Origin of the sequence: Soonwooa sp. (assembly GCF_030151385.1) — a bacterium.
GTDB lineage: Bacteria > Bacteroidota > Bacteroidia > Flavobacteriales > Weeksellaceae > Soonwooa.
The window spans coordinates 1-22,084 of sequence record NZ_JASLDS010000068.1; the positions used below are offsets into that span (position 1 = coordinate 1).

Below are 22,084 nucleotides of genomic sequence, written 5' to 3' on the forward strand. Positions count from 1 at the left end.
CGCTGCCATATCATAATCCATCGTGATTAAATATTGCGGGAAAGTGGCATCAAAACTCGTAAAGTTGTTTTGAAGTTCTGGCGCTTCATTTAGTTTTTTAACAAAATCTTTCGTGATTTTATCGGTATTTTCGATGCTTCCGCCACTTTTGTCCAACAAACGAAGTTCGTAACCACTCGTATTTCCAAATCCTGGAACCGTTGGCGGTGCAAAAACCTCAATCTGCGCATCCGAAATATCTTTCGTTTTCTCGGAAAGGTCGGCGATAAGGTCGTTTACAGAAATATTTCTTTCTTTCCAATCTTTAAGGTTAATCATCGCCATTCCGTAGCTCGAACCTGCGATTTCGGTAACGATACTGTAACCTGCCAAAGTGGTTACGTTTTCGACACCTTCAATTTTTTTTGCTATAGTTGTGACTTCATCCAAAACCTTTTCGGTACGCTCAACCGTTGCACCTTGCGGCGTTGTAACACTTACGTAAGCCATACCTTGGTCTTCCATTGGAATAAATCCTGATGGTAAAAACTTAGCGGTAACCACCATTAAACCTATAAAAAGAAATAAAACACCAAACGTAACACTCGTTCTGGTCGCAAATTTTGAAAGAATGTTTGTGTAACCATTAGTCAGTTTTTCGAAACCTTGATTGAATTTTGAAAAGAATTTATCGACGATATTTTTCTTTTTCTCGTGGTTATGAGGTTTAAGAATAATGGCACACAAAGCTGGTGTCAACGTCAAAGCATTAACTCCCGAAATCACGATACTAATCGCTAAAGTCAAGGAGAATTGTCGATAGAAAACTCCGACTGGACCATCCAAAAATGCCACTGGAATAAACACCGCCGACATGACAATCGTAATCGCAATAACAGCGCCTGCAATTTCTTTTGTTGCTTCAATAGTTGCAGGCAAAGGTGCCATGCCTTCTTCCATTTTTACGTGAACGGCTTCTACGACGACAATTGCGTTATCGACGACAATACCAATCGCCAAAACCAACGCAAATAAGGTCAATAAATTAATGGAGAAATCCAACATTTGCATGAACGCAAAAGTTCCGATAAGTGCGACTGGAACGGCTAAAACAGGAATTAAAGTCGAACGCCAATCTTGCAAGAAAATGTACACCACAATTCCTACCAAAATAAAGGCTTCAATCAACGTGATTAAAACCGCACTAATCGATGCATCTAAGAAACGCGAAACGTCGTAAGCCATATTAAACTCCATTCCTGGTGGGAAAGAGGTTTCTTTTAGCTCCGCCATTTTCTCTTTTACATTTTTAATAACTTCCGATGCGTTGGAACCTGGACGTTGCTTCATCATAATCGATGCCGACGGACGACCATCGGTTTTGGAAACCATTCCGTAGTTCATCGCTCCGAATTCTACATCAGCAATGTCTTTTAATTTTAAAATCGTTCCGCTCGCATCCGACCGAATCGGAATTTCTTTGTACTGCTCTGGTTGGAAGAATTTCCCCGTATATTTAATAACATATTGAAGTTGGCTATTGGTTTTACCTGAAGTTTCGCCAACTTTTCCTGGAGCTGCAGAGATATTTTGTTTTTGTAAAGCTTTCACCACATCTTCCGCAGAAACTTTGTACGCCGTCATTTTTTGAGGATCCAGCCAAACTCTCATCGAGTATTCTTTTTGACCCATAATTTCGGCACGTCCAACACCGTCAATACGTTTTAGTTCCTGAAGAACATTGATATCTGTAAAGTTGTAAATAAATTGCTCGTCCTGACTTTCGTCCGTGGAAGTAATATTAAGATACATCAACATACTGTTCACCTCCTTTTCGGTGGTTACACCAGCACGAATAACCTCTTCGGGAAGTTCGTCCAAAATAGTTGTCACACGGTTTTGAACGTTAACCGCTGCCACATCTGGGTCGATAGTGATTGTTCTCTTATAGACATTCAAGTCACTAAAGCTGAAATGCTGACATGAGGGTAGATTTTTTATTTTGAAAAAAATAAAATGCAGCATAACTCTTAATGCTGTATTTTGAATATATTCACTATAAAAAATATGACATCGAAATGCAATAAAGCTCATAAAAAAAATCCGTACACATTAGTTGTGATACGGATTCTTTATTAGGTACTTTTTAGCAGAATATGTTTTTCTACTTCAAAAATTATTTAGATAAAAGCTGGTTAATTTGAGTTTGTTGCGTTTTAACCAATTCTTTTAGCTCATCAATTTGCTTCTGTTGTTCGATTGTGTGAAGATATAATTCTTCCACTTTTTCCAATGTCTGTGTTGATAATTGAGTCAGGTCAAAAGCATAACCAGTTGATGTTTTTTCTAAATCTTTTATAGATGTTACACCTGGTAAATGGTGATTTTCTTTAACAAAACTTTCAACAGAATAAAGTGAGTTAAATTTATATTCTGGTTTAATTGCAGAATTTCCAGTAAAGTAGTCTTCAAATACATAATCGGCATAAGTACTCGCAGCAGTTTGAATACCACCATAGACTCTTAGCTTTATTGTATTGTTTAACCTATCTGGTATAGCATTGTTACTGCCAATTGCCACCCAAGAGTTCGCTAATGTTGTCGCATTCGTTTGATCCACAACTGCGGCAATCAGATTGCTTCTAGTCGATGCATTTGCTCCGTTACCCACTGTTAAATAAGCATTAGGGAAGCTAAAGTTATTTTTTCCTAAAGAAATCTGTCCATTATTATCACTAATTAGATTAGAACCAATAGCTACAGCTCCGTTCCCAGATACAGTATTGGCTGATCCAGAGGTAAAAGTTGTCTCGCTAGAAACTTTATTAAGTCGCCCTGTAACAAAATTCCAGCTCGAATTACCAATTAATTCGTTTGAGTCACCAGAGACAAAATTTGTACCTGCTTGACCATCAGCACCAACTAATTTGTTCCCATATCCATTTACAAAAGAAAGGATATGGTTAACTTGGTTGGCTTCTCCAAATACTGAACTTGAATATCCACTTGTTGTGACATTCCCAGTTCCTAATGTATTTCCTTTTCCGGCAACTATACTATATAGCCCTTTTGTTGTATTTTGATAACCTGCAGCAAAGGAGCTTACTCCAGCAGAAGTTGTTTGATAACCGAATGCGGCTGTATTATCTCCTGTAGCTGAGCTTCCATCTCCTACAGCAATTGAATTATTTCCAACAACTACTGGGGTTGTCCCACTTGAATAAACTAAAGCGTTACCTCCTCTTATTGCACCTAAAACATCCAGATCTGCACCTGCAATACCTGTTTGCTTTTTAATAGCTACGATGTTATTTTGATAGATTGCATCTGTATTAGCTGTCGAAGGATTTGTTGTTCCTTGTATGTTCCACGGTTCTTGATAAGCTGTAGCTGCAGCAGGATTAGCTATTTTCATCCAACGACCGGCTGTACCTTGTGTCTTATCGAAATAGTAATAACCAATAGATGTAACATTGGTTGTCTTATCTGTTGTCGTTGTTAATGCTTCAGTAACATAAACGATTGCACCTTCTTGTGTTGGAGTATATAAAGCATCTTTCGTTTGTAATTCGGACCCTTTTAGACGAGGTGCGATAAAACCATCAACTCTTGTAGAAATGTTAGGAGATGCAACTACATCTAGCGTTGCTGCTGGTGTTGATGTGTTGATACCCACACGTCCATCCTGAGCCATCGCAGATCCAGATAGTAAGATAAAAAATGAGGCTGTATAAAATTTAGTAATATTATTTTTCATTTGTATTAAAATTGATTAGTTGATGTTTAATCTTGTTGCATAAAGATAATTTTCCCAGTTGCCAGGACTAAAAGTCCAAGGCTGCGTTGTATCATCTGTATTATCAAAAAAGATGTAAAGTGTCACGCTATCTGCTGTTACAGTATATACTTTGGAACCCTGTATCATATTGTAGCTGCTAAAAATATTTCCCGCGCAAAGTGTAGCTCCACCTGGTAATACAGCATTAACGCCATTTGATCTTGTGTTATTAAGATCAGTATTGTCAGTTGTCACACGAGCATGGATCCAGAATTTCCCTGTTCCGGTCATTGGAGAAATAAGAGTTGCTCCAAAATTAACAGACCAAGTTCCTTTAGGTAAAGTAATATAAGCTCCACTGTCCTTATAGTTTGTGCCCGTCGTATTTTTATCAGATGCGATTTTACCACCACCAAAAGTTCCTTTTATGCCTGGTAAAGCAATCGCTTTCCAAGTTCCAACGCCATTAGCATCACTGGTAATAACATATCCATTGCCTTGATTACCATCCACTAGTTTAAGACCTGTTACTGGAGCAGTAGCAGTACCTCCAGTCTGGATTTCTAATTTTTGAGAAGGATTAATTGTACCAATACCAGTATTCCCATTAGCCAAAACTGTTACATCGTTTAACTGTTGAGCTGCTGTATGCCCAGAACCTGATGTTGGATTGTCTTTTGCACCATCAATATTGAAAACTCCTTGGGGGTTCCAAGTATTAACACCTGTTTGAGAAAAGCTCAAACCAGAAATTAGTATTGTACTTAAAATGATAATATTTTTCTTCATTTTGAAATTTTTAATCTTTGAAATTTTATTTTTTAATTTTTGAAAACGATATAAGCTAAATACTAGCTGGAGGAGGTCGAATTGAAAAATGATTAGAATTATTAGCACTATAAAGCGCATGTCCATCAAAAAAGAAAACAAACAAATAATCGCTAACTATTTTTTCTTTTAAATTAAAAATCTTTGCTAGCGTACTCTTTATTTGGATGTTCGTTATTGATCCAATTATTTTCTTCTCCTGATAATCAATACTAATGCTTGAATCAGAATTGTAACATGTCAAGCATAATTCGGTTTTCTGAACTGGCTTTAATATTTCATTTTTTAATTGTTTTTTATTTCTAGTTACAATCGTTTTTTCCTTACTAACACGCTTAACATTTACGTTTTGACCATCAATTTTAACGACATCAGCAAAAAGTAACTTTTCATTAGTAGATAAAACAGTATTTTTAGAAATATAAAGCTTACCAGGTTCTGGTTTTGAAATTGGATCATGTTGTTGATCATAGTTTTCAATAATTGATGCTCCTTCAGAAATATAAATTACAGAAGTAGTATTATCAACAGAAGTAGTATTATCAAAAATTTGCGCTTGAATACAGATGGAAATGAAAAGAAAAATCAGAATATAGCTGCATACACTTTTCCTAAAAAATGTTTTGCTATTGTTTTTCGTAATTAAAATTCTCATTTGTGTTTTTAAAATCCTATCCAGATTCTTTGTACAAAGAGAAGCTAATTTAGTTTTAAATAAAAGCTAAACACATTAGGATAAGCACCAACCCTAATCTCTAATAAAACACTAACAAACTGACTATCATATACTCAAAATTGTAAAATGCAAAAACACACTTACTAGGGATTGGGAAATTAGTTTAAACCGAATTTTAAATATATAACTGTTTTCAATGATATTTTTAATAGAAAACTTAAGCTTATTTGTCTTCATTTTCCAACAAAGTAATAAACTGAGATGGAGAAATTTTGGTCTTAGTTTTGAAATTAACGGCGAACTGACTGTAAGAATTATAACCGCACATTTCTGCGAGAACCGCAATTTTATATTTACGGTATTGCGGATTTTCTCTTAACAAAGTCATAAAATAATCTATTCTCAAATCATTAAGGTAACCATAAAAATCTTGATCATAATATTTCTTCAAAAGGAAACTTAATTTTTTTGTGGTAATATTAAGCTTTGCTGCTAGCCATGTAGCAGAAATATTTGGGGCAGTAAAAAAGTTCCTTTGCTCTAAAGACTTTAGTTGCTTGACAATTTGATCTTCGTTTTCAATTTCTCTAATTTTTTCAGTATTAGATACCAGAACTTCATTTTGGACAAGTTTTTTCTGTTCTAAACCTGCAATAATTTCCTTGTAGGCAATAATGAGTTTCTTACGTTTCATTCGATTGTAATAAACCAAACCTGTTAAACCAAAAAAACAGAAGAGAATAACAATAAGCCAAACAGTATTTTTATTTTTCTCAGCTTGGATTGTTTTTTTTGATTTTGAAGTCTCATATTTTGCAAGTGTACGAATACTAATTGTTTCGTTGTGGGTAATTTGCTCAACCTCTTCCAAAAAAGCAACTTGACTTTCTGGAGAATCTAATTTCGCCGCTAGTCGCTCTTTTAAAATGAGCTTTGTTGAGGCAATCGTATTTTTTCTTTTAGATTGCTCATAAGCCTCTGCAAAATACTTTTTTGCTTCAGTTTTTTCACCATCTTTCATAGCCAATAAAGCTTGGGCTAATTCATAAATTTCAAAGAGTGATGTATTTTTTCTAGTATTTAAGTCTTTAATAGTTTCGTCAGCTTTTTTGATACTTTCTCTAGCATCATCTATTTCACCACATTTCATAAGAGTAAATGCATTTTGCGCATAGACAGCAAAAATGAAATCTGAATCGGTTTTCTGTACTTCAAGTGGTACCAAGCTCAGGTATTTTTTTCGAGCTTCTGAAGCTTCACAATATTCAGCATCAATATCATAAATCTTAGAAAGATTGTAATAGTAGTCTGCTTCTTTATATGGATTATTAGCTTTTTTCAAAAGTTCAAGATAATCTTTCCATGCATCATCAGACTGCGTTATTAGCCCAGCTCTGCGATATGCCATTACCAAAACATTCTTATAAGCAAGTTGCAGACTATTAGGATTTGATTTGTCAGCTAATTTTTCTGCAGCTTCTGCATAGTAAATAGCCTGCATATAAAACCCCGTCTTAAATTTTGCAGTGCTTATAATAAAATTTGCGAAAGATTTTTCGGAATCTGTTTGCGCATTATGAAGTAAGGCAGATGCATTATAATCATAATTAGCGGAAGTCGTATTAATTATTTTTTTGTAATACTCATATTTTTTAGTTTTTGCCGCATCTGTTTTTTGTTGTGCCAAGGGAAAAGTCACAAAAGATAAAAAAACCAGAAAAAAAAATTTTGAAGTAGTCATTGCCTGAGAAAAAAGGATATGCAAAATTACAGAAACATCAAACAAACATTTAAATTTTTAACTAAAAATAAAAATGACATTTCACATAATTAGATACCAAATCAATCAGTATTTCAAATAGCAACATGCATATAATTAGAAATTTTACACAAAAAAAGCAAAAATAACTTACTTTACAATACAAAAAGAACGACAAATCATTAAATATATTCAACATTAATAAATAGTTATATTTATACTAAATACAATTCACATTATCTCATTTTTGAAATCTAATCTGGTTTTTAAAACAGTTTGAGAGTTTATACAAAAATATATTGTTCTCTTTATCACTTCCCAAAAAGTTTTTGCCAAAAGCTTTTCTTTTCAGGCTTTTCGGGTGCTTCAACATTTATTTTTACATAGTCTGCATTTTGAGAAATCTCGCCTTGTTTTAGGTTATGTGCTTTTTCAATTTCGCGCATTTGCTCTGCTGCCGCATCAATGTAAAGATAGACGCCTTCTTTATCACAATTGAACAGATTAGAATAACTGATCGACTTCTCCATTTCGAAAGGATTTGGCTCCACCACTTCTGTTGCTTCCAACAATCCCGCGCCTAGTTCTTTACTATGTTTTAAAGCTGCTAGAAAGACATCAATCCGTCCATCAGAAAAGAAAGAATCCAGTTCTTCTTTTACATGTGCATTGGTCTCGTAGTCGGACAACAAAGCAACAACCTTATCTGCAGGAATATAAACGCCAGACGAGTAATTTTCAAAAATCTTATTATGTACAGGATTTTCAATTTCGAAGTCGACGATATCTTGCCAAGATTTTGTATAGTTTTTAAAGCTCGGTTTATCTTCAATTAAAAACGAAAATGCTGAACCTCTTGTATAATAATATGTTCTAAAAAAACCTTGAGTAACTGCAATGAAATACCCATGTGTTTTCTCAAAATGATGAGTAGGTAGCACTCCCAAGGCAACCGAGATTAACTCAAAAAATTTAGATTTATAAAAATCATCAATTTTATACTCTGATGCAAGCTCTGGAATTCTGGCGGGCGTTGCGAGTGTGTCAAAATACCAATTTTTAATCTCTGTTTCCGAAATCGGATGGTAGCTAATATCAAATCCCATTATAATATATTTTTGTGTTTGTAAATCTAAATTTCTGTGTTTCGCGTTTAAGCTAAAATACAAAATTGATTAAAAAAATAAAGCTTTTCAACAATGAAATTCCAATTTTAACAAGGTTAAAACAAAAAAAGCATTATCAATGCGAAGGCATTTTGATTGAATAAATATCAAAATAATAATTATTGGTATTCGCCCAATATGCGCTAGAAAGCGATATGATTTCTGGGATATTGTCACCATCAAGATCTAAAAATAGAAAACAATTCCCTTCATCAGCAGAAATTAAACCAATAAAGCTTACCACCTTAGCTTCACTATTTTTAAGCATAATGTCATAAATTATTCCATGCTTTTCGTCTCTTCTTTCTGCGATTGATATAGAATACGTATCATGGCACTTTGGACATTGGAATGAGACTGTTTTCTCGTTCTCGCAATCAAAATTCTTTTTCAAACTGAGTTCAGAACCTATTATAAACTTATTCTTGATCAATGCATCATAATATTTCTTGGTTTCAACGGAGGAAAGTGTGGGCAAAGATTTGATGCAATCTTGGTATTCTTTTCCTTTTGCTCCGACACATGCGTTATAGCTTTTTGTAAAACCGTAGGATTCAGCCTTTTGTAATATTGGATCTTCGACAAGCCTTTTTTGATGATCATTATTGCAACTCGCTAAAACTAATGAAATTGCAAAGAGTAAAAACTGTAGTTTCATATTAATGTTCTTTCGTTGGCTTAAACACAAATTATCCGTTTAACAAATCAATATGTTGCATTAAAAAAATGATCTAAAATTCTTCTAGTTTTTGATTTGCTTTTGATTAAAAATAAGAAAGAAAAATTTTAATCAGTTAAGTAATTTTAGTAAAAAATTTATTTTAACATTGCTTTCAAATCATCCTTGTTGTAACGTTCGTCATTAATTGTTAAGGATATACTTTTGACATTTTCGAGATCGCTAATGACTTTTAATAGTTCTTTTTTAACGTCTATTTTTATTTGACGATTGATGTAAAATTGATGGATTCTCAAATCCTCAAGTTGTTGAAGGCTTTTAAGATCTTGAAAGTTTTTTAAATGAAACATATTTGTTAATTCTAAAACTTCCAGATTTTTTAGTTTTGAAAAATCAAATAATTCTTTTGACTGCAAATTAAAGAGAGACAATCGCTTAAGGCTGGTGAAATCTTCCAAAAAATCCAAATTAACAATAGCCGACACTGACGAAATCTCTAAGCTTTCCATGCTTTCTAAATTCGGAATCGAAAAGTCTTTTGATTTTGTTCTAAAACTTTCTAACCTCAAATCTTTAATAGAAAGCGGCTTTATAAAATCTAAATCATTAATGGCACCACTCGTCGAAATGTATAAACTTTCTAAAGAAATACAATCCGAAATTGGCGCATAATCTTTGACACTTCCACCTACCAAAAGGCTTTTTAGATTCTTAAAGTTTTTTATAAACCGAAGCGAAATTAGCTTATAGATATGCAAATGAAGATCTTCAACTTCATCAAGATTTTTATCTTTTAAAAATTGAATATCTTTCGCATCATTTATTTCGATTTCCAATTTTGAATGATCTTTCATTTTTCTAAAAATTTAATTTAGTTAAAAGTGCTCGTTTGTTTCAAGTTTATTCTAATAAATAGTAACAATTTTAAGCTGAAAAATTAACCTCAGCTGACAACAAAATTCCTCTTAGAATTCTGTTTTGTTAATTAAACAATTGATCTGCCAACAGGCAAAAAACAAGTCCACAAATGACCGCCGCAAACCCAATTATCCCCAACGGAATTGCTAAGGCTGTCAGAAACTGAGGTTGCGATTCTCTTATTTGGATGCTGTATTTTGATAAGTCGACAGGTTGAAGCGGCATCAAACCGCCGATAAAACTTTCCAATTTTGAAATATTGCTTCCTTGCCGAAATTCAATTTTATAATTTCCAATAGGTGCATAAAATCTGTACAATTCCATTCGACCAGTTGAAAAGTCATTGATTTGAGGTCGTAATACTGAGATATTTAAGTCTACTTCTTCTTTGGTTGATTCATCGTAAATGCAAACTTTGAATTTGTCAACTGGTGTACGTTTAAACATTTGACCTTTTTGCCAAACCGAGAAATAGCCAGCTTTTTCAATCGAAAATTGCCCACCGTTTTCCGAGAAAGCAATCTCTGAAATAACAGCACCACTGAAAGATTTTTTAAATATTTTAATCACTTTGATCAAAATAAAAATACCAATCGGAATTAAGCAAAGAAGTAAAACTCGGATTGTAACTAAATTCATTTTTTTTAAAAGTTAATATTTTGGGACAAGATTATTTTTTTAAACTTTAATCAGCTGAAGTTTTTTTAACATAAAAAATAGGTTTAAAGAATGCCGACTTTCCTTTTAATAGATGAATTGGTTGGTAACAAGTTCAGCAACAAAACATTAACAAACACTAAGCAACTGCTGATTAACCAGAAGAACGAATCGGACATTTCCTCTTCAGGAGGTAAATAGCCATTTTCGGTCCACTGTTTTACAGAAAGTGGATTTAATTTTTCGCTCAAATATTGCAGATTATCTTCCACAAGCATAAAAACTACAAAAAGGATGATGAAAAATAGTAAAACATTCAATATTCCAATTAGGATACTTCGAGATTTTACAAATGAAAAAACTTTAAAAAAGACTACTAAAAAGGCAAAACAAAGCACAAATTTTATCACTTCTAAAGTGACTTGCGGTTCATCAACAACTACCTTTGTATCGTTTTGAAATTTTATTAGCATCAGACCAAAAGCAAAAACAACTAAGGACGATACAACTGCCATTAGAAGCGCCCAAAATATGGGATATTTGCTGGCAAAGGTTTTAACTTTATCCATCATTTTTTTGTTTAATGAAAACGATTTGCTTTGCGTTCGCCATGCTTTAATTAAAATATTTTTCTAATTGTTCATCAGGAGATTTCAAAAACTCTTCGAATGTACACAAGTCTTTTAATTCTTCATGTTCAACATCGTAATAAGCTATTTTTTTCGATTTTGGATTCCAAACAATAAGTACATCTGTGTAGTCTCCCGTTGTTTTTGAAAGACGAAGTAGCTTTTGTTTACCAACTTTAAAGGGAATCGTTTCTGTAAGTGAAAAGAATTCCACAAACCCAAAATCTGAATCTGGTAAGTCAATATGAAGATTTTCGGTTTGCAAGAAATCAATTAAGGTTTTTGGTAATTTGTAAGCTTTAAGCTCATCTAATTTGTTACTAAAATCGTGAAACTCTTTTGGCTCGATTGACTTAAAATAAAGCGCCATCTCTTGGTCACCTTTTTCTAGAGCTATGCTGTAGGGACGCATACCATCTTTTTCAGCTAAGGTCACATCGGCACCTTTTTCGACAAGATACTTGCACATCGCCAAGTTAACATATCGCGCTGCAACACATAAGGGAGTCGGTTTGAACGGATAAACCATATCAGCGCCGTTGTAATTGATGTCAACATTGTGAGCAATGAAAAAGTCGATGGCTTGATAGTTTTGGGAACTGACAACTTTTCGAAAGGCATTTCCTCCATACTTTTCGACCGTATGTCCTAGTTGATGGATAATTGGTAAATTTTCAAAACGCTTTCCATAAATTGTTTGCTCAAAAGCGTCAGATTTAACGTTGTTTACGTCATTTACTTGCGCACCATTTGCAACAACATATCGAATTACGGCTTCGTTACAATATCGAACTGCAGTCAAAAAACTGGGATTATTTTTAACATTAAGGTTTACACCTTGTTGGATAAGCCATTTTACGGAATCAAAATTTTCCATAATCAAAGCAAAATCAAGAGGCAATTGCTCAACATATTTACCAAGCTTAATTCTTTCTTCAATGTTCCAGCCCTGCTTCAAATGCGTCTCTAAAGCAGCAATATTTCCAGCAATAATATCTTCTACAAGAGGCGGCAGCGTTTCGAATGTTCCAATATCTTTTATTTTCATCATCAATTATTTCAATTTAGAAGTCCGTTTTCCGTTGATTTTAAAAGTCATTTAGCTTATCTATCTAATTGTAATGCTTTTCGTTCTTCAATATTCTGTCCAAAAACGCAAAGGTTTTTAATTTACTCATCATCCAAACTTTGTCCTGTAATTAAATTTAGCCAACCTTGCTTTCCATTTTCTCGAGTATATCGCATGAAAAACTTATTGCGTTCGCCAACTTCTTTATAAAAATCAGAAATAATATTTTTGTCAGACGGCATATAGAAAACTGCTTTTTGGTTATTCTTTATCAAAATCAAAGGCTCGTCGTAAGAGGCAAACTCAACTTTATCATAGATAATATCAGTGAGTAATCTTAATGTCGGTGTAGTTCCATATTCTGCTAAAGCGATTCCGAATTTATTATAGCTTTTAACAAGAAGAAGATTTCTATTAAGGCTAATATCACTTATACTTCTTCCTCGGTTGCTATAACTCATTCTTTGAGACCCGTCAATCCACTTTAACTCATCAATCGGAATAGTACTTTTCATCAAAAAGCTTTGTCCCTTAGAATTTGGGGATAGATTGTAACCACTTTTCGCAACAATTGTAAAAGTCTTGTTTTTGTTGGCTTTAATTTCATACAAAAAAGTGGGAACCGTTCCGCACCAACCAAAATTCGACGGAAACTCTTGTTGTATTTTTCCCACGGCGCCAAGTTTTTCTAATCGATTATTTTGTAAAACTTGTATATAAAATCCATCAAAATTATAATCCCGAATTCCCTTTATCACAGGTTGCTGAAGCGTATTATAAACATCGTACAATCCATTATTTTTTAACACAACAAAATAGCTGTTCTTCACAATTTCATCATAAGTCTTACTAAATGGACCATCGGAAAAAGCTTCATCCCAAAAATCGACCAACTGAAACTTTCCGTCTGACAATTTTATAATTTTGTAATTACGGTCACTCGAAGATTGATAAGTCGAGAGTTCTTTATCAATATTATATTTATCATAATCCAGCGCTTCAATAATCGGACTTCTTCCTCCGTCTCCACTATCCGAACTAAAGCCTACTGTAAAGCCGTTGTTTTGAGGAATGATATAACTGCTGTTGTTATGTATACCTTGAACATAAATTCTATTATTCGGTAACTTCACAAATGCCATCGGAAGCAAATATGCAGAGACAATGTTCCATCGTGCTTTATTTTCTGGCAAAAAAGAATTATTCGTATTAAAACCATACACGCGCTTCAACCAATAATTAGGCGTAATCATTTGTATCGTTTGCAAATACTCAACATTATCTTTAGTAGTCTTACCGATTAGCCATTCTTTGTCTTTTAGTTTATTAATGATTTCGTCCTTTGACAGTTGTTGTACCTCATCAATCGAAATAAGCTTAGTATCAACAGATTCTAAATAAGCTGGCGTTTCGTGGTGCGTAGATTCTATAATTTCTAAAGGTTTGGTTTTAAAAATATATCTTTTGGTATACAAATCACCATCTTTTCTTGCCGGAAACATATTTCCTCGTCCCAATTCTAGATGTGTGACTTGATCAATTTCATAGACTTCTTGAGCTTCGGCAACCGAAAAAATTATTGTGAACAATATGCTAAAGAAAATTTTCATAAGTGTTTTGGAATATAATGTTTAAGATATGAAAATTTTGAACTTGATAACTTTAAATTTTAATTCAACTTAAAAAAGTACTTCTAATTTTTTATAGGTTGATTGGAAAATTGAGCATGAATTATACTTGCAGGTAAAGAAATTATTTCTTTTTTCTCTTTCTTTTTTATTGGCGAAATATTAATGTATATTCTGCAAGTCACCAATGTCCAAACATTCTTATTAGACCGATCTTTAGGCGGAACTACTTTAGGAAAACCTTTAAAAACTCTTATAATTTCGTTGTTTAGACTTTTGTATTTGGTTGGCTTTACTAATTTAAGATGGGTTAGAAATCCATCAGAAGCAATTAAAAAGGTCATTACAGCAAAATCATTCACCTCATTATCAATATCGTAGCGTTCGTCATTAATTCCATATTGTAATCCTCTTCGATTGATGAACTCTAAAAATTTTTCTTTGGACTCGAATAAGCTTACATTGTGTTCTGCGCCATAAGTCTCAAAACTCCCCGAAGGAAAATCAATACTCAAACTATCATTCTTCACATAAATGTCAGGTAAAATTGCAAAAGCCGACACTTTGGGAATTGGATCAACAATTTCGTATGGTGCTTTTTGTTGACCAAAACTCAACTTACAAAAAATAATAAAAAATGTAAAAAGTAATCGTTTTTTCATAATTCTAAAGCTACGGAAAATACGAAATATAAAAATCTTTGTTTCGAAAAATGGCTTTTGTTTTTGCATCTTTCGTATTCTATAAAAGGCTTACAATGGCATGAACATCTTAATATTACGTGCCTTCTCTAGTGTATTGGACGTATTTGGTTTTGTTGTTATTTGGGGGCGTTTTTTCTATCTGAAATTCCATATTCTTAAATGTCCAATTACGCTGACCATCCAGAATCTTGTATAAGTCAATATTTTCTACATCTACACTAGCTTTTTTAATATTTATTTTCAAGTAAGTTCTAATTTTGGGTTCATAAAATCGGCCTTTCCTTTCATTATTTTCCTCCATTGTCACACCTCCAACTTCCAAAAAAAGGTAGTTTCCAACAATGTTATAAGTAAAACCATATTGCCGTCTAATATCGGATTCTTGTGCAATACTCCCCTGCCCGAATATATCAAAACGAATAGAATTATCAGACGAGTTTGGACTTTTGTACCAAGTATAATCTGTCGTCATTCCAATTAATCGGCCCATTACCTCAGTCGACTTATTTTTCTCATCATAGAAAACCACCTTGTTATCTGTTAATTCCTCAATTGAGATTACACTTGGGCTTTGTTTTCCTAAAGACTCTAAAGTAACCCCTTTCTTGTCACACTTAAAATTGTGTAATTTAATTTCCTTTTTTAAAGGATTGTATTGGTAATTACCATCACAGTCTGTTTTATAGTACCTACCTCCAGAATATCCATAACTATATCTGAACCTGCCATCTTCACCAAAAAAATATTGGTAAAAATATACACTTGCAGGATTTCCTGTAGATTTAGACCAAAATTCGTTGAAAAGTACATTTTTCCCATTGTCAGGTATCGCAACTTTCATTTGGCTAAAGACGCTTCCGCCAATTAAAAGAATAATTAGCAATAAAACATTTTTTATTTTCATCTGTATGTTTTTCTTTTACAAAAAAGCACTGATTGTTGTTCTCCAAATTAATAGACATTAATCAAAACTATACAAAGCACATGCTTTTTGATATTGTCTAAATTAAAGAAAAAACCAATATGGAATTAATTATTGACAAACATTTCCCTGATTCAAATTTTGATTAAACGCTGCATTTTATCAAACCGACTGTTGTACGTTTGTTCTCATTTTATATTTCTACACAAATCAATTTTGGTTTATTTTCTTGCTTGTTAAATGTTCTAATAAAAACCTTGTTTTCATTCACTAAAATTGGAGCGTAAAAAGATATTTTGTCTATTAATTTTAGTAATTGAATTTCTTTTCCGTTTCGAGAATTGATTTCAGTTAAATTTCCTTTTTTATCTCTGATAATTATGTTGTTGTTACTCCACGCATAGTTAGAAGCATCTCCATTATTATATTCTGTTAAAACATCTCCGTTTTCTATATCAATGCAATAAAATGCACCTCCGTTTCCTGCTGTTCCAAAAAAAATGAGCTTATCTTTTTGTTCAATTTCTGTATACAAATAGCCTTTCAGTTTCGTTGTCCAAACCAGTTTATGAGTAACCGAGTCAAAACACTCTAACTTTGAACGTTGGTTATATTTTAAAACTCTGTTGCCAAAATTATACTCAGATTTTATGCTGAAAGTTTCTAATTCGAGCTGCTCTTCTATTGATTGTATTTGGGACTGTGAAATATTGAATAAAATCCCTGCATTGAGTTGCAATTGGCTTATTCCAGTAATAAATTTCCAATCGCTTGGTCGCACTATTTTTCCTTTTGTTTGGTTTTGAGAAAAAGAATATTCCTTTTTTGACACGTCACCGCAATTCGGATTAATTTCTAAAACAACAATTTTAGTTCGGTAAAGTCCATTTTCGTCAATATTTGTTTTATCAACAGTTTCAAAAGCATAGAACAGTTTTTCTTTCCATATAACGGGCATCGCATTATGATTCGGCTCAAAGTAATTTTCATCATCTATGTCAATTGTCCAAATTATTTTCATCCTGTCAAATGTTTGGTTTAGCATATCGAACAACAGAAAGAATGTAGACAAAGCGCGGGCTTTCGAAGAACTGAAAGTTCAGGAATGACCAAAGGAAGCCTATGATTTTTCTGATTTTCTAAATTAAAAATTTTAACTCAAACAAAACTCCTCCTAAAAAATGCAATAAACTTTTTAAAAAACATTTGGCTTTAGGCGATTTGCAGAATTCATTTGTAATTCCCATTATTCCATAATTTCTCTACTATTTCGTCTTGACTAAACTCAAAATAGTTTCCTTGTTTATCCTTATTTCGTTGAAACAGTTTATCATCAAATGCCTTAAAGTTTAATTCCAAAAAGCTGTCATAATAAGCATTATTTCCAAAAAGCGTGTAATTCCAAAAAGTTGATTTAAAACTTTGGTCATCCTCATTTGGCTCTTCATAAGATTTCAAACGTCTTACTATTTCCGTCAACTCTTCTTTGGTGATATTTTCCACGATTTGAGGTTCTGGCAAACTGATGTCAAATGCCAAATTTTCAGTACCGTCTCCTTCCCACCATTCCCAAAGATTAAACTGCGACATATCCTTTTCCGTCATTTCGTGGAGTTTCTTTTCCAATTTTTCATACTCCGAATTGTCTTCATCTCCGTTTTCGTCACAATAATCGGTATATGCTAAAATAAGTTTTAAGATTTCTGGATAACGTTTTTCAGCGGTTTCAAAGTCTGGTTCTATTTCTTTTCTTAGTTCCATTGTGTTGTCAGTTTTGCATTAACTTATAAGAAACCTACCATTTGTGCACTCTTAATTTCTGAATTTTCTCTTCCACTTTTGCATTGTAATATGCAAAATCCTTGTACTCTGGCATGCGAGATATTTCTTTTACAACATCTCCAAAATCTTTAGAAATCATCGCACTGTGTTCATTTTCGCATTCGTAAAACATTGCTTCGTTGGTGGTATTAATAGATTCCTCAAACTTCCTTTCCAAAGCTTCCAAATTATCTAGATATTTATTTGCTAAAGCACTTTCCAAAGTTGGTCGTTCTGTATTATTAATCTTGTTTTGCTGGGCTTCTTGTCCTTTTTCTAGACTTGTTTTTACATCTTCAATACTGGTCTTTTTTGTCATTGTTAAAAATACAATCGCATAAAATCCTAAAATGGCAACCACCAAAAAAATTAAAAAATGTAGCGTTTTGCCCTCGTTTTTAATGTACTTTCTGTATGCAAAATACATAAGTCCAGCACCTAAAATAAGCATCCCAAGTGCCAATCCAACATTACCCAAAAGCTCATAAACTGGCAGTAAAACCCTTGGTATTCTATACGCTGATTGCTCCGAAAAATATGTACTTCCCATACTAAATATCCCTGCACCAACCAATGCTATTGCAAAAGATTTAATTTTTTCGAGAGTTTTCAAAGTTGTGTTTTTGTCTGTCATATGACTATTTTTTGATCTTATATCGAATATTAGCACCTAAAATTTTCAAGACTAAAGGTGATGCAGATTCCGGTTTGTTAATTTTCTTTTATTTTTTCAATGAGTCGTTCAAAAGCGTCACGTTTCAGGGACGTATTAGAACTATAATAATCATCAATTATATCAAGAAGTATTTCGGAATCGCGGTTCCACTTGTTAGTTTTTTCTAAAGTAAATTTTATAAAATCATTCCATTTTGCGGGCATTTCTTTGAACTCTTCATCATACGTTCTTACCTCAGCGAGATTGGTTTTGTAAAAGTCTAAAACCTCTTGCGGAAAAAAGCTATAGATTAATTCTGATTGTCTAACGTCATCATAATAAGTTCCATCAAAAAAATATTCTTTTAAAGCTTCTTTCTGTACAGCAGTAAGCTGGGTTGCTGTTGGACTTTTGGATTTGTAATAAAGCATAAAATCTGAATCTGGCAGCAGTATATTATCAAAAAACATTAAACCCTTTTTTGCATAATTGCCTCTAAGCATCGAAATATATTTGGAAATATACAATTTGCATTTTTCATCGTCTTTTTTCTTAGCGATACTTTCTAGCCAAGTCATAAATTCTTCGACATCTTTTATGGCAGACTCATTTAATTCCTCGTAGTCTAAAATTTTCACCAAATCACCAGAAGTTTTCCCTATCAGTAAGGTTTTTGTAGGGAGAGGCGTCGAACCGGGAAGAACTATATCAACAGGTCTTGGGATAGACATGACAGCAGAAAAAGCGTTCGAAATTGTATTATCTACAACAAATTTTTTATTCGATAGGTCTATTTTTGGTTTCCGTAAATAAGAAAGAATTCTGATACTGTCAACGAGAACATAACTCTTATTGTCCGTTATCGGCAGCTTTTTTTGTTGGAGAAATAATGGTTTGGATATATTTTCTGTTATCACAACAACATCAGCATCCAACAGCATTTCTCGTAATGACCTTGTCTGTGCCGAAATTATATTTGTAATAAAAACTACGATTATAAATAAGGTATTTTTGCGATTCATATTTGGTGTTTTCTAAACCAAATATAAGTTTTTAATGCCAATGTTGAAATCTGTTAGTCGGTTATCATTTTTAATCATAATATTCGATTCCTTTTCGGTCAACCCAGCCTTTCTTGCCATTAGGATATTCGAAGCGAGCTAAATTTTCGATGTAAGGATCCAAACTTTTATATTTTGGCACTGTTCCAATATAAGGATAACACGTAACTAATTTTCTACGATAAAGATAAAGGTGTGTACTTTTGGGAACAATCAAGTTGTACTGAAATGGAAGAATATTTTTTTCCTCTCGTAAATTCCAAAGACCAAATTTTCCTTTTGATTTGGCAATGATAAAATAGGGCTCTAAAGGTGTAAAAAAACCAACATAGTACCAATAATCCTCCTCAATTAATTCTTTTTTATTATTAACAAAAACAACTTTTGAAAATGATTTTGGCAACTGATAATCTACAGAACGAAACCTATCTATTGCATCTCTTTTTTTGAGATACGAAGGCGTCGGCGACTCCGTCGTTGTCGCATTTACAATATGTTTACCTATCGTATATTTTGTATATAAAGATTCTGTATCATTTCCCATTGCCCATCTTTTAACAGCAGGTTCTTTTGATAATTTCCCATTAATATCAATAAAATGCATTTGATTTTGTAAATCAATGATTTGCAAATAATTTTCGGAATATTTGTAAAACGATTTTACATCATCTTTTAAGAGAATACCTTTATCAATATTATAAATAGATTTTTTAGTATTTGCAAAAACAGCTGCAAAATCGTGACTGATAATCAAGGAGTCACATTCTGGAAGCACAAATTTTCGCCCCTCATTTTTAATGCCCAACTTTTTGCCAATCGCATATAAAGCCACTTTTTCATTATAGTAATTAAATTGTTTAACTTCATTTCTGTCAATGCTTACTTCTTGATTTTCTGCAAATTTTTTAACACTGGAAAATGTCTCATTTTTACCATAACGTTCTTGATTTACCCAAAAGGAATTTGAATCTTTTGCCGTCATAAAGCTTATCGCCTTATCCTGCTTATCAAAAAACATAATAAGCATTTTCCCTTTAATTTTTATTGTTTTGTAAGTTCCTAAATTGTGTTCGTTATACTGTTTATCAATATAATATTTTTCATTTACGAAATAAATCCAGTAGTCGTGATCTTCGTCTTCAATAGTTTTTCCGATGACATTAATTTTACTATTAGAAAAGGAATTATCTACTTTGGGAAGCTTATTAAGAAAATCTAGTGTTGCTTTATTAATATCTTGTTCTTGTCCAAAACAAAGAATAGAGCATAAAAACAAGATAATTAAAGTAGGTATTTTCATCATTTGTTATTCGTGTTTTTTCTTAAAAACAAAATTCTATTGTTCTGCCACGCCAATCAAATCAGCTGTCGGTTTTAGATTATTGACAAAATCATTAAGCTTGTATTGATATGTTTTGTTGTCTTCTGTTCTAATTTCAACTTTGTAGCTTTCGGGAATAATTCTACTTTTAAGAATTCTTGACAGCAAATTTTTTCCCATATCGAAATCATCGCCTATTTGCAGATTACATTTTTCTTTATCAAAATCATAGCGACAATAATTCATTTCATTATTTCCTGAAATGTCCAACTCTTGTACAATATAAGCTAAAAAAGAAAAAGTGGATAAAATTGAAGTCGATGTCACAAAGTAAACTTGAAAATTACGCACTTCTTTCCTTTCGGGATAAGCAATATCATTAGGGTTGATAACATATTTAAGTATATTTTTTTTATCCTCAATTAATTTTCCATTGATGACATGAAAATGCTCTTTCAAAGGAAATTCGAGCTTTGGCGATTTCCCTTTTATTGTTGTTTTCACTTCCCACAAAACGATTCCTTTGTAGGAAGTATCTTGCTCGTTTTCATAATAAGGCAAGTATTGGTATTTTTTTGTCTTTTGCAAATCACCTGCATCAAAAAAACTTTCCCGAATTAAATTCGAATTAAAATAGGAGTTTTCGAAGCTTAGTTTTCCATTTTTCAGAATCTGTGTAACAACCGAATCATTCACAAAAACAATGCTGTCTTTGTTCTTGTCTTTGAAATGAAAATATCTGTTTCCCTTCTCTTTTTCTATGAAAGTAGAATCTATAGTTCTACTGTTTTCGTTGGACGTAAGTGTAACTTTAGTGCCGTTTTCATAAGTTCTAATGATTTTAGAATTTTCCTTTTGCTCGTAATAACTCAACTTAGGATTTTGTTGGTTGTAAACATAGCTTCGGTTTTTTACATTAACATTTTTTCCATGAGTAAAATCAATGCTTTTGTAATGAATCGTTTTTAGATTTTTGGGGTCAGAACGAAAAGTAGTTTCGACGAAAGAAGCGTTTAATGCCGTTCTGGTAAAACTTTTTACGGTGTCACCATCAAAATAATCAAACGTATAAGCATTTTCATTTCCAATTATTCTAACAGGATTCCCAAAATCATTAAAATGATAAAACACGGAAAAATTGGAGTTTGTTATTAGCAGTTCATTCGATTTAGAATTAACGATAATTTCATTAACTAGTTCGTTATTTGCCGACTTTAAAGTAATGGTCTTAATTTTATTCTCTTTCATACTTTGATAATCTCCAGAAAGAACCTTCTCAAGGTCTTTAATTTGAGAATTTAGTATCAAACTACTTAAGCTTAGCAATATGAATAAAAGTTTTCTTGACATCGGTTTAGTCTAACTCTTCTATGAATTCAAAATCATCTTCATCAGTCCTTGCCGGTTTTCCATACAAAGTATTTTTTTTGTATAGCAAAACATTGCCATCTAGGATTTTCGTTCCACTAAATTTTCGTTTCATTTGTGTGAAGACAATTTTGTTAGGTTCCTCAAAAAACCAACTCGTTACAAACCTCTCTCGCACACTTACTTTTCCACAACTACTAATACTTTTTTCAAGAATTTCAACATTATATTTTTTAAAATTAAATTCTAGAAAAATTTGATAACCCGCACAGGAATTTGGACTCGAAGTTTCTTCACAACCAAAACCTATTTTTCCTGTAAATGTCTTTCCAACAAATTCTTGGTTTAGTTGCGCGAACAACAATATAGAAACGAATGTTAAAATGAAACATAATCTAATCTTCATATTTGGTGTTTTCTAAACCAAATATAAGTTTTTAATGCTAAGAGCTTGCTTTAATTCTAC

21 protein-coding genes are annotated in these 22,084 nt (G+C 32.7%); all 21 read right to left on the reverse strand.

Annotated features, from left to right (window positions below):
- Positions 1–2,004: efflux RND transporter permease subunit (locus Q1V95_RS12645; RefSeq protein ID WP_300674563.1), on the reverse strand; the 2,004-nt coding region annotated here is incomplete at its 3' end.
- Between the two features lie 151 nt (positions 2,005–2,155).
- Positions 2,156–3,673, reverse strand: a complete 1,518-nt coding sequence (locus Q1V95_RS12650) for a hypothetical protein (RefSeq protein ID WP_300674566.1) — start codon at positions 3,671–3,673, stop codon at positions 2,156–2,158.
- A 78-nt stretch (positions 3,674–3,751) separates the two neighbouring features.
- On the reverse strand, positions 3,752–4,546 hold the full coding sequence (locus Q1V95_RS12655) for a hypothetical protein (RefSeq protein ID WP_300674568.1): 795 nt from the start codon (positions 4,544–4,546) through the stop codon (positions 3,752–3,754).
- Positions 4,547–4,601: 55 nt separating this feature from the next.
- Positions 4,602–5,240: a hypothetical protein gene (locus tag Q1V95_RS12660; RefSeq protein ID WP_300674570.1), complete on the reverse strand. Its 639-nt coding sequence runs from the start codon at positions 5,238–5,240 to the stop codon at positions 4,602–4,604.
- A gap of 244 nt (positions 5,241–5,484) precedes the next feature.
- Positions 5,485–7,047 (reverse strand): helix-turn-helix domain-containing protein, encoded by a 1,563-nt coding sequence (locus Q1V95_RS12665; RefSeq protein ID WP_300674572.1) that lies wholly within the window; start codon positions 7,045–7,047, stop codon positions 5,485–5,487.
- Between the two features lie 284 nt (positions 7,048–7,331).
- Complete coding sequence (locus Q1V95_RS12670) at positions 7,332–8,126, reverse strand: hypothetical protein (protein WP_300674573.1); 795 nt, start codon at positions 8,124–8,126, stop codon at positions 7,332–7,334.
- A gap of 136 nt (positions 8,127–8,262) precedes the next feature.
- A complete protein-coding gene (locus tag Q1V95_RS12675) occupies positions 8,263–8,844 on the reverse strand; it encodes a hypothetical protein (RefSeq protein ID WP_300674576.1) in 582 nt (193 codons plus the stop codon).
- A gap of 158 nt (positions 8,845–9,002) precedes the next feature.
- Entirely contained in the window at positions 9,003–9,719 is a 717-nt protein-coding gene (locus Q1V95_RS12680; RefSeq protein WP_300674578.1) for a hypothetical protein, read from the reverse strand.
- 127 nt (positions 9,720–9,846) lie between these two features.
- On the reverse strand, positions 9,847–10,422 hold the full coding sequence (locus Q1V95_RS12685; protein WP_300674580.1) for a hypothetical protein: 576 nt from the start codon (positions 10,420–10,422) through the stop codon (positions 9,847–9,849).
- An 83-nt stretch (positions 10,423–10,505) separates the two neighbouring features.
- The gene (locus tag Q1V95_RS12690) at positions 10,506–11,012 is read right to left on the reverse strand and encodes a hypothetical protein (RefSeq protein ID WP_300674582.1); all 507 of its coding nucleotides are present in this window, start codon (positions 11,010–11,012) and stop codon (positions 10,506–10,508) included.
- Between the two features lie 43 nt (positions 11,013–11,055).
- Entirely contained in the window at positions 11,056–12,120 is a 1,065-nt protein-coding gene (locus Q1V95_RS12695) for an ankyrin repeat domain-containing protein (RefSeq protein WP_300674584.1), read from the reverse strand.
- Positions 12,121–12,239: 119 nt separating this feature from the next.
- A complete protein-coding gene (locus Q1V95_RS12700) occupies positions 12,240–13,748 on the reverse strand; it encodes a hypothetical protein (protein ID WP_300674588.1) in 1,509 nt (502 codons plus the stop codon).
- A gap of 83 nt (positions 13,749–13,831) precedes the next feature.
- Positions 13,832–14,428 carry a hypothetical protein gene (locus tag Q1V95_RS12705; protein WP_300674590.1) on the reverse strand — a complete coding sequence of 199 codons (597 nt, stop codon included), beginning with the start codon at positions 14,426–14,428 and terminating at the stop codon, positions 13,832–13,834.
- 115 nt (positions 14,429–14,543) lie between these two features.
- Positions 14,544–15,374 carry a hypothetical protein gene (locus Q1V95_RS12710; RefSeq protein ID WP_300674592.1) on the reverse strand — a complete coding sequence of 277 codons (831 nt, stop codon included), beginning with the start codon at positions 15,372–15,374 and terminating at the stop codon, positions 14,544–14,546.
- A gap of 211 nt (positions 15,375–15,585) precedes the next feature.
- Entirely contained in the window at positions 15,586–16,413 is an 828-nt protein-coding gene (locus Q1V95_RS12715) for a PQQ-binding-like beta-propeller repeat protein (RefSeq protein ID WP_300674595.1), read from the reverse strand.
- 209 nt (positions 16,414–16,622) lie between these two features.
- A complete protein-coding gene (locus tag Q1V95_RS12720) occupies positions 16,623–17,153 on the reverse strand; it encodes a hypothetical protein (RefSeq protein ID WP_300674598.1) in 531 nt (176 codons plus the stop codon).
- A 34-nt stretch (positions 17,154–17,187) separates the two neighbouring features.
- Positions 17,188–17,847 carry a hypothetical protein gene (locus Q1V95_RS12725; protein WP_300674601.1) on the reverse strand — a complete coding sequence of 220 codons (660 nt, stop codon included), beginning with the start codon at positions 17,845–17,847 and terminating at the stop codon, positions 17,188–17,190.
- Between the two features lie 77 nt (positions 17,848–17,924).
- Complete coding sequence (locus tag Q1V95_RS12730; protein ID WP_300674604.1) at positions 17,925–18,890, reverse strand: hypothetical protein; 966 nt, start codon at positions 18,888–18,890, stop codon at positions 17,925–17,927.
- A gap of 70 nt (positions 18,891–18,960) precedes the next feature.
- Positions 18,961–20,232, reverse strand: a complete 1,272-nt coding sequence (locus Q1V95_RS12735) for a hypothetical protein (RefSeq protein ID WP_300674607.1) — start codon at positions 20,230–20,232, stop codon at positions 18,961–18,963.
- A gap of 33 nt (positions 20,233–20,265) precedes the next feature.
- Positions 20,266–21,600: a hypothetical protein gene (locus Q1V95_RS12740; protein WP_300674609.1), complete on the reverse strand. Its 1,335-nt coding sequence runs from the start codon at positions 21,598–21,600 to the stop codon at positions 20,266–20,268.
- Positions 21,601–21,604: 4 nt separating this feature from the next.
- Positions 21,605–22,024, reverse strand: coding sequence for a hypothetical protein (locus tag Q1V95_RS12745; protein WP_300674612.1), 420 nt, complete (start codon positions 22,022–22,024; stop codon positions 21,605–21,607).
- Positions 22,025–22,084 lie beyond the last annotated feature (60 nt).

Bases quoted from the DNA above. Each gene is read 5' to 3' on its own strand.
- Q1V95_RS12650 (WP_300674566.1), bottom strand. From the start codon at position 3,673: ATGGCTCAGGATGGACGTGTGGGTATCAACACATCAACACCAGCAGCA.
- Q1V95_RS12655 (WP_300674568.1), bottom strand. From the start codon at position 4,546: ATGAAGAAAAATATTATCATTTTAAGTACAATACTAATTTCTGGTTTG.
- Q1V95_RS12660 (WP_300674570.1), bottom strand. From the start codon at position 5,240: ATGAGAATTTTAATTACGAAAAACAATAGCAAAACATTTTTTAGGAAA.
- Q1V95_RS12670 (WP_300674573.1), bottom strand. From the start codon at position 8,126: ATGGGATTTGATATTAGCTACCATCCGATTTCGGAAACAGAGATTAAA.
- Q1V95_RS12675 (WP_300674576.1), bottom strand. From the start codon at position 8,844: ATGAAACTACAGTTTTTACTCTTTGCAATTTCATTAGTTTTAGCGAGT.
- Q1V95_RS12680 (WP_300674578.1), bottom strand. From the start codon at position 9,719: ATGAAAGATCATTCAAAATTGGAAATCGAAATAAATGATGCGAAAGAT.
- Q1V95_RS12685 (WP_300674580.1), bottom strand. From the start codon at position 10,422: ATGAATTTAGTTACAATCCGAGTTTTACTTCTTTGCTTAATTCCGATT.
- Q1V95_RS12690 (WP_300674582.1), bottom strand. From the start codon at position 11,012: ATGATGGATAAAGTTAAAACCTTTGCCAGCAAATATCCCATATTTTGG.
- Q1V95_RS12695 (WP_300674584.1), bottom strand. From the start codon at position 12,120: ATGATGAAAATAAAAGATATTGGAACATTCGAAACGCTGCCGCCTCTT.
- Q1V95_RS12700 (WP_300674588.1), bottom strand. From the start codon at position 13,748: ATGAAAATTTTCTTTAGCATATTGTTCACAATAATTTTTTCGGTTGCC.
- Q1V95_RS12705 (WP_300674590.1), bottom strand. From the start codon at position 14,428: ATGAAAAAACGATTACTTTTTACATTTTTTATTATTTTTTGTAAGTTG.
- Q1V95_RS12710 (WP_300674592.1), bottom strand. From the start codon at position 15,374: ATGAAAATAAAAAATGTTTTATTGCTAATTATTCTTTTAATTGGCGGA.
- Q1V95_RS12715 (WP_300674595.1), bottom strand. From the start codon at position 16,413: ATGAAAATAATTTGGACAATTGACATAGATGATGAAAATTACTTTGAG.
- Q1V95_RS12720 (WP_300674598.1), bottom strand. From the start codon at position 17,153: ATGGAACTAAGAAAAGAAATAGAACCAGACTTTGAAACCGCTGAAAAA.
- Q1V95_RS12725 (WP_300674601.1), bottom strand. From the start codon at position 17,847: ATGACAGACAAAAACACAACTTTGAAAACTCTCGAAAAAATTAAATCT.
- Q1V95_RS12730 (WP_300674604.1), bottom strand. From the start codon at position 18,890: ATGAATCGCAAAAATACCTTATTTATAATCGTAGTTTTTATTACAAAT.
- Q1V95_RS12735 (WP_300674607.1), bottom strand. From the start codon at position 20,232: ATGATGAAAATACCTACTTTAATTATCTTGTTTTTATGCTCTATTCTT.
- Q1V95_RS12740 (WP_300674609.1), bottom strand. From the start codon at position 21,600: ATGTCAAGAAAACTTTTATTCATATTGCTAAGCTTAAGTAGTTTGATA.
- Q1V95_RS12745 (WP_300674612.1), bottom strand. From the start codon at position 22,024: ATGAAGATTAGATTATGTTTCATTTTAACATTCGTTTCTATATTGTTG.